General features: G+C 46.3%; 4 protein-coding genes, 7 tRNA genes and 2 rRNA genes (1 of these 13 cut by a window edge). 11 read left to right on the top strand and 2 right to left on the bottom strand.

Going from position 1 to position 7,643, the window contains the following annotated elements:
* The 9 genes from ACDE64_RS20420 to ACDE64_RS20380 form a co-directional block, all read left to right on the top strand.
* A 23S ribosomal RNA gene (locus tag ACDE64_RS20420) occupies window positions 1-1,171 on the top strand; it begins 1,760 nt to the left of the window's first position.
* A gap of 58 nt (window positions 1,172-1,229) precedes the next feature.
* Window positions 1,230-1,346, top strand: a 5S ribosomal RNA gene (rrf, locus tag ACDE64_RS20415).
* A gap of 49 nt (window positions 1,347-1,395) precedes the next feature.
* A tRNA-Thr gene (locus ACDE64_RS20410) sits at window positions 1,396-1,471 on the top strand.
* 42 nt (window positions 1,472-1,513) lie between these two features.
* Window positions 1,514-1,589 (top strand) — tRNA-His (locus ACDE64_RS20405).
* Between the two features lie 17 nt (window positions 1,590-1,606).
* Window positions 1,607-1,681 (top strand) — tRNA-Gln (locus ACDE64_RS20400).
* Between the two features lie 16 nt (window positions 1,682-1,697).
* Window positions 1,698-1,773: transfer RNA gene (locus ACDE64_RS20395), tRNA-Lys, on the top strand.
* Window positions 1,774-1,812: 39 nt separating this feature from the next.
* Window positions 1,813-1,899 (top strand) — tRNA-Leu (locus ACDE64_RS20390).
* A gap of 7 nt (window positions 1,900-1,906) precedes the next feature.
* Window positions 1,907-1,981 (top strand) — tRNA-Gly (locus tag ACDE64_RS20385).
* Between the two features lie 161 nt (window positions 1,982-2,142).
* Window positions 2,143-2,213, top strand: a tRNA-Gly gene (locus ACDE64_RS20380).
* Between the two features lie 206 nt (window positions 2,214-2,419).
* Here the strand turns inward: ACDE64_RS20380 and ACDE64_RS20375 are convergent.
* Window positions 2,420-3,412: a ketoacyl-ACP synthase III gene (locus tag ACDE64_RS20375; RefSeq protein WP_411348080.1), complete on the bottom strand. Its 993-nt coding sequence runs from the start codon at window positions 3,410-3,412 to the stop codon at window positions 2,420-2,422.
* A gap of 390 nt (window positions 3,413-3,802) precedes the next feature.
* On the opposite strand from ACDE64_RS20375, the gene ACDE64_RS20370 reads away from it, so the two are divergent.
* Window positions 3,803-4,045 carry a hypothetical protein gene (locus ACDE64_RS20370; protein WP_411348079.1) on the top strand — a complete coding sequence of 81 codons (243 nt, stop codon included), beginning with the start codon at window positions 3,803-3,805 and terminating at the stop codon, window positions 4,043-4,045.
* Between the two features lie 171 nt (window positions 4,046-4,216).
* Window positions 4,217-5,410: an enhanced intracellular survival protein Eis gene (gene eis / locus ACDE64_RS20365; protein WP_411348078.1), complete on the top strand. Its 1,194-nt coding sequence runs from the start codon at window positions 4,217-4,219 to the stop codon at window positions 5,408-5,410.
* A 535-nt stretch (window positions 5,411-5,945) separates the two neighbouring features.
* On the opposite strand, the gene ACDE64_RS20360 is transcribed toward eis, so the two are convergent.
* Window positions 5,946-7,556 carry an amidase gene (locus tag ACDE64_RS20360; RefSeq protein WP_411348077.1) on the bottom strand — a complete coding sequence of 537 codons (1,611 nt, stop codon included), beginning with the start codon at window positions 7,554-7,556 and terminating at the stop codon, window positions 5,946-5,948.
* Window positions 7,557-7,643 lie beyond the last annotated feature (87 nt).

Raw genomic sequence — 7,643 nt, 5'->3', positions numbered from 1 at the left:
CCGGTAGTGTGAATAGCACGAGGGGGCCGCAGTGAAAAGGCCCAAGCGACTGTTTAGCAAAAACACAGGTCTGTGCGAAGCCGCAAGGCGAAGTATACGGGCTGACGCCTGCCCGGTGCTGGAAGGTTAAGGGGAGTGGTTAGTCTTCGGGCGAAGCTATGAACCGAAGCCCCAGTAAACGGCGGCCGTAACTATAACGGTCCTAAGGTAGCGAAATTCCTTGTCAGGTAAATTCTGACCCGCACGAATGGCGTAACGATTTGGGCGCTGTCTCAACGAGAGATCCGGTGAAATTTTAATACCTGTGAAGATGCAGGTTACCCGCGACAAGACGGAAAGACCCCATGGAGCTTTACTGCAGCTTGATATTGAACTGGGGTGCGATTTGTACAGGATAGGTGGGAGCCTTAGAAGAGGGAGCGCAAGCTTCCTTGGAGGCGCCGTTGGGATACCACCCTGATCGCATCTGAGTTCTAACCTAGTACCGTGATCCGGTACGGGGACCGTGTCAGGTGGGCAGTTTGACTGGGGCGGTCGCCTCCTAAAATGTAACGGAGGCGCCCTAAGGTTCCCTCAGAATGGTTGGAAATCATTCGAAGAGTGCAAAGGCAAAAGGGAGCTTGACTGCGAGACCTACACGTCGAGCAGGGACGAAAGTCGGGCTTAGTGATCCGGTGGTACCGCATGGAAGGGCCATCGCTCAACGGATAAAAGCTACCCTGGGGATAACAGGCTTATCTCCCCCAAGAGTCCACATCGACGGGGAGGTTTGGCACCTCGATGTCGGCTCATCGCATCCTGGGGCTGAAGTAGGTCCCAAGGGTTGGGCTGTTCGCCCATTAAAGCGGTACGCGAGCTGGGTTCAGAACGTCGTGAGACAGTTCGGTCCCTATCTGTCGTGGGCGTAGGAAATTTGAGAGGAGCTGTCCTTAGTACGAGAGGACCGGGATGGACGCACCGCTGGTGTACCAGTTGTTCCGCCAGGAGCATCGCTGGGTAGCTACGTGCGGACGGGATAAGCGCTGAAAGCATCTAAGCGTGAAGCCCCCCTCAAGATGAGATTTCCCAAGTTTAGTAAGACCCCTTGAAGACGACGAGGTTGATAGGTTGGGGGTGGAAGTGCAGCAATGCATGGAGCTGACCAATACTAATCGGTCGAGGGCTTATCCAAGATTCTAAATACGCGATGGATCGTTTCGGATTCAGTTTTCAGGTGATTAACCTGCACGTTTGGTGATGATGGCGGAGGGGTTCCACACGTACCCATCCCGAACACGACCGTTAAGCCCTCCAGCGCCGATGGTACTTGGACCGCAGGGTCCTGGGAGAGTAGGACGTTGCCAAGCGTATTCCCTTTTGGGGAAACAAGTAAGATCAGTTTTGAAGTTAAATTATGCCGGTGTAGCTCAGTTGGTAGAGCAACTGACTTGTAATCAGTAGGTCGGGGGTTCAAATCCTCTCGCCGGCACCATTATTTTATTTTTTCAAATAAGATAATAAATTGTATATCATGGCGGTCGTGGCGAAGGGGTTAACGCATCGGACTGTGACTCCGACATTCGCGGGTTCAATTCCCGTCGATCGCCCCATTTCTTCTATATTTTATAGGGGATTAGCCAAGCGGTAAGGCAACGGACTTTGACTCCGTCATGCACAGGTTCAAATCCTGTATCCCCTGCCATTTGATTTTTTATTGAGAGCCATTAGCTCAGTTGGTAGAGCACCTGACTTTTAATCAGGGTGTCGAAGGTTCGAGTCCTTCATGGCTCACCATTTACCTTTTGTAGATGGAATAGTTTGACTTTATATTATGCGGTCGTGGCGGAATTGGCAGACGCGCACGGTTCAGGTCCGTGTGGGCTTACCCCCGTGGAGGTTCGAGTCCTCTCGACCGCACCATTTTTATGCGGACGTGGCTCAGCGGTAGAGCATCGCCTTGCCAAGGCGAGGGTCGCGGGTTCGATTCCCGTCGTCCGCTCCATATACATTTTAGGTAAGTACCGGGTTGAAAGTGTAAGAAGCTTTAAGCTTCTTGAGTTTCAATGAATGGTGCTTTTGTTTTGGGCTTGATATGCTGTTAGATCGTCAATTACTTATTGTTATGATGATCGTAAGATAATATGTAGCCTTAACTTTTGGTTCGCGGGTGTAGTTCAATGGTAGAACTCCAGCCTTCCAAGCTGGTAGCGTGGGTTCGATTCCCATCACCCGCTTTATAAAAAAAGAGGATGTCTGATGTTAATATCAGACATCCTCTTTTTGTTTTGTTTATCATGTTTTTTCATTATTTTAAGTGACTTATCATTATATATGATTCATCATTTTGTATGCTGTATGCTGTATGCTGTATGCTGTATGCTGTATGCTGTATGCTGTATGCTGTATGCTGTTGCGATGTATCTTTCATATATGGTCAAGCTTATTTTAGGTTGGGATTCCAGCGGATGAGCATTCCCATTTGAGTTAATCCTGCGCCGAAACCGTAGAGTAGGATAGTATCATCGGTTTGGACTTTTTTGTCTAGTAAGCCTTGTTGTAGAGCAAGTGGAATGGAGGCGGATGATGTGTTGCCGTACCATTCGGCACTGGTTAGTGTATGTTGGGGAGAAATGCCGGATTTTTCGCAAATGGAATCGATCATTTTTAGGTTGGCGCTATGAGGTACGAACCAGTTTATGTCGGATATCGTTTTGTCGGCATTTTGTAGCAATTGGCGGATTCCTTGTGGAACGGTGCGAACTGCCCATTTGTACACTTCGCGTCCATTTTGAAATATTTTGCCGTTGCCTTCCATTGGGTTGTTGTTTACTTCAGTGGATAAACCGCTACGGTATACATGGTGAGCACCACCACCGTCGCTATCCATAAAGACATCGATAAAACTTGGTTGATGTTCATCATACTCAACCAGTGCTGCTCCAGCGCCATCGCCGAACAGGATGCAGGTGCTGCGGTCGGTGTAGTCCAATGTTTTGGTCATCGTTTCGCTAGCAATTACCAAAACTTTGCGGTGTAGACCAGAGGTGATAAAGCTATTTGCCATATGGAGACCATATACAAAACCAGCACAGGTGGCATTGAGATCGAATACGCCAGCACGTTTGATTTTGAAGTGTGCTTGAATCTGGGCGGCTACGCTTGGAAATACATAGTCAGATGTGGTCGTTGCGACGAGTACAAGATCGACATCTTCGATAGTTACATTGTAGTGAGATAGCATGTTTTGGACGGCTTCAATACCGAGAGAGGAACTGAATTGATCTGGAGCGGCTACGCGTCTTTCGCGAATGCCGGTGCGCTGGACAATCCAATCGTCTGAAGTATCGACCAGTTGTTCAAGATCGTTGTTGGTTAGTCTTTTTTCCGGAACATAGGTTCCGAGAGCTGTGATACGTGCGGTAGATGAAGTCATCCGGGTCACCTCGTGTGATTAATAGTTTGCGTGCAAAAGATTTCTTTTTAATGATAAAGGTATGGGAGTCAGTATGAAAGCGTTAAATATGAAATATTGAATTTTAATTGTTGTTGCTGGAAATAGTTTGTTTTCGTATTAGTGTATTGTTGTGTATTGGTTTGGATAGTTTATTTTGTTGTATAGTTTTGATGATTTTTTAGTACTTAGTTTTAGTATCTGGTACTAAAATTGATCTTGATATTAAATATAATGTAGAGTGAGGGGTTTGTAAATGGGTTTATATATGTATTTGATAGATAGTTGTAGTGAGTGAAAATGATTGGAGATATTTTATGGGGCTGGGAGACCGAAATATAATATTTTATTTTATTTGGTAAAAAGCTCAGAATGAATGTAGATGTAGATGTAGATGTAGATGTAGATGTAGATGTAGATGTAGATGTAGATGTAGATGTAAGTGTAACTGTAAATAGAGACGTAGTTATAGTCATAGTTTTATTTACAAGTGTGAATATACGTAAATATAAAGCTAAAGATGCAGGTGCAAATTTAATTGTAAGTATGAGTACAAGCAGGTGTGTCCATATTAATATGGATATGGATGATGGGATGAAGTATACGTTTAGATAGAGATAGAAGCGGAGGAGATGAATGAGAAATAGATGAATAAAAAGTAGATCAACGGGAATTGGATAATTATAAACGGGAATGACTGGTTTGAGAAATGGGTGCAGATTATGTTGTGATGGGGTTGGGGTTTGTGCTATGGTTTGGCTATCTTTTAAAATGAGGTGAAGTAAGGTGGATATTAGGCAATTGCGGGATGAGGATTTTGAGCAGAAGTTGGAGTTGTCGATGTATGCTTTTCAGTATGACGCATCGGCGGAGCGGGAGGAAGAGTTACGGAAGACGTTTAAGCCGGAACGGGTGTGGGGGGCTTTTGAAGGGGAAGAATTGCAGGCGCAATTAACGTTGCTGCCGATGCAAACGTACATAAATGGACAGGTGTTTGAGATGGGTGGTATTGCGGGTGTATCGACTTGGCCGGAATATCGGCGTCAGGGGTTGGTGGATCAGCTGCTTCGCCATACATTGCAATGGATGAAGGAAGCAGGGCAGACGGTGTCGTTTTTGCATCCGTTCTATTTTCCTTTTTATCGTAAGTACGGTTGGGAATTATATATTGAGTATAAAAAGTACAGTATTCCTACTGCATTATTACCAAAGAAAGTGCAGACGGAAGGACAGATTCGTAGAGGAGTAAAGGATCAGGAAGTACTAGCTTCGGTGTATGCGCAATATGCCAGTCGTTATAACGGTACATTGGTACGCGATGCGAACCGGTGGGAAGTTGCGGTGTTAAAGCCGGAAGGGTTGAAAACGGCGGTGTATTACGATGAGCATGAAGCTGCGAGAGGGTATGTGCTCTATACGGTCAAGGAGCGAGAGCTGAATATTCGCGAATTGGTGTATCTGGATGAGCAGGCAAGACGCGCGCTGTGGACGTATATTGCGAATCATGATTCGATGGTGGATCAGGTGAAGCTACAGGCGCCAGCGGATGACGCTTTGCCATACTTGCTGCATGATCCGCGGATTGAGCAGCAGATTGTACCTTATTTTATGGCGCGTATTGTGAGTGTCAAAGATTTTGTGGAGCAGTATCCTTTTGAAAAGGGGATCGTGGAAAATATTCGGATAGATGTAAAGGATTCGATTTGTGAATGGAATCAAGGAATCTGGGATGTGCTGATCAATGAAGATGGTCACGCGCAGGTTGTTCGGCACGATGGGTTGCCAGACGGTGTGCAGGATGATATTCAACAATACAGTGGAGTGCAGCTGGACATTCAAGCGCTAACATCGATATTGATGGGGTATAAGCGTCCAGTGGAATTGCACCAATGGGAGAAGATTGGTGGCAAAGCGGAAGCTGTGGAATTATTGGAGCGGCGCATTCCACGGAGGGAAACGTATTTGATGGACTTTTTCTGATTGCGTCTGATGGGAATTCTCTGAAAGTAGAAGCTTTGGAGAGGGATTGGTATCATGCTTGGATTGAACTAAGTATGGGCAGAGATATACGTATGGCAAGAGTTAAGTTCGACTTTTCTGGAGCTGTAGTAGCTGTCAGGGGAAAGTTATAAATAATGTGAGGTAGACTAAAACACCTTCAAGAATGGTAACCCTTATCGTTAGATATGGATGTCATTTTGAAGGTGTTTTGTATTGAGGATAGCTTTGGGGTTTGAAAGATAATAAGGGTACTCATGGTATTTAAGCGGATTGAGAATTTTGAGATTGGTAACTTTATTGAAAGCATTAAAGGTATTAATAGTGTTGATAATATGGAAGGTCTTGAGGTCTTGAGGTCTTGAGGTCTTGAGGTCTTGAGGTCTTGAGGTCTTGAGGTCTTGAGGTCTTGAGGTCTTGAGGTCTTGAGGTCTTGAGGTCTTGAGGTCTTGAGGTCTTGAGGTCTTGAGGTCTTGAGGTCTTGAAGGTATGAAGAGTAGTACGCGTATGATTAATATTAAGGTGTTAATGGTGGGGCTTTGCGGTTATGGGTGCCTTGCTCATAGCTGTAGGATAATTGGATCAAGGTGCTTTCGTCAAAGGGACGACCGAGAAATTCGATGCCTACGGGAAGCTGATTATCGGTAAAGCCTGCGGGTACAGTAATCGCCGGAAAACCGGAAAAAGGGCTGAGTCGGTTGTTATCGCCTGCATGTTGTTCCTGACCGATGACGGCTGCTGGTTCGGTCGTTGTCGGATAGACGATGGCATCCAGGTCATTGTCTGCCATCACTTGTAGCAGCGCATCGCGAGTGACTTTGGTGCGGTTCAGCACGATGTCTTTGTATTCTGGGGTATCCAGTGATTGCAGCGCATTGCGTTTGGACATGCTTTCCTGCTGAGTAGGCATGAATTGACCGGATTTTAAAATCTCATCCAGACTATGATAAGGCGCATCGTCGCCAAGGCTGTTCAAATAATCATTGAGCTGGAATTTGAATTCATATCCGCTAAGGCTGGGGTATTTCATAATCTGTTCCAAATGTGGAATTTGGATCGGTACGGTGGTGGCTCCCAGACGTGTCATATCGTGGACTGCACCATATACGACTTCTGTGACAGACTTCTCAGCAGCAGATGAACCGAACAACTCATACGCAACACCGATTCGTGCACCTTGCAATCCATCGGTTTGCAAACTGTCGGTATAGCTAGACGGGATATGACCGACGCTATAGGCGGTAGCTACATCATCGGCATCATAACCAGCAGTTGCATCCAGCAGTAGTGCAGCATCGCTTACGGTACGCGCCATCGGGCCACCGACATCCTGCGTAAGCGCCAGCGGAATGATACCGTCACGGCTAGTTAGCCCTACAGTTGGACGAATGCCAACCAAACTATTAAAAGCGGACGGAATGCGGATCGAGCCACCCGTATCGGTTCCTAGTCCAGCGGCGGCAAAGCTGGCTGCAATCGCTGCACCTGTACCACCGCTGGAACCACCCGGATAATGATGGGGCTCATATGGATTCAGCGTTTGCCCGCCAAGGGAGCTGGACGTCGTAATATCAAAGGCGAATTCGTGCAAATTGGATTTCGCAAGGATGATGGCACCGGCAGCTTTGAGTCTGGCAATCATCTCGGCATCATGATCTGGTATAGAATGTTGCAGACAGACACAGCCTGCGGTAGTGGGCATGTCGGCAGTATCGAAATTGTCTTTGACAATAATGGGAATGCCATGAAGTGGTCCGCGTGAACCGCTGGTCTGACGCTCGCGATCGAGATTGGCGGCGATTTGCAGTGCTTGTGGATTGATCGTTAGAAGTGCATTCAATTTGATCCCTTGATCATCATACTGCTGAATGCGCTTAAGATACTGTTGAACCAGTTCAACTGAGGTGGTGGTACCTGCTTGTAGCGATTGCTGCATGTCGGATATGGTAGCTTCCGTTACATTATAAGGCTGAACAGCGCCAGGGCTAGGGTCAGCTTGTGCAGTGGCAGTATGTACAGGGAATAGCGTGGCAGTGGCGAACACTAAGGCGAGAAGTAGGGAGATCATGCTCTTATGCGACTTGAAATGGGACGATGAGGATGAGGTGGATAATGGATTATGTATCATTGACTCACTCCTTTAATCATGAAAAATAAGTATCGTATGTGATTAATTGTTTATTTTATTGTTAGTATTGTTTACATGTCAATAGAG

Source organism: Paenibacillus sp. WLX2291, assembly GCF_046603665.1.
Taxonomy (GTDB): Bacteria; Bacillota; Bacilli; order Paenibacillales; family Paenibacillaceae; genus Saccharibacillus.
Note: the sequence above shows the minus strand (reverse complement) of the source record. Positions and strands in the feature narration are given on the sequence as shown.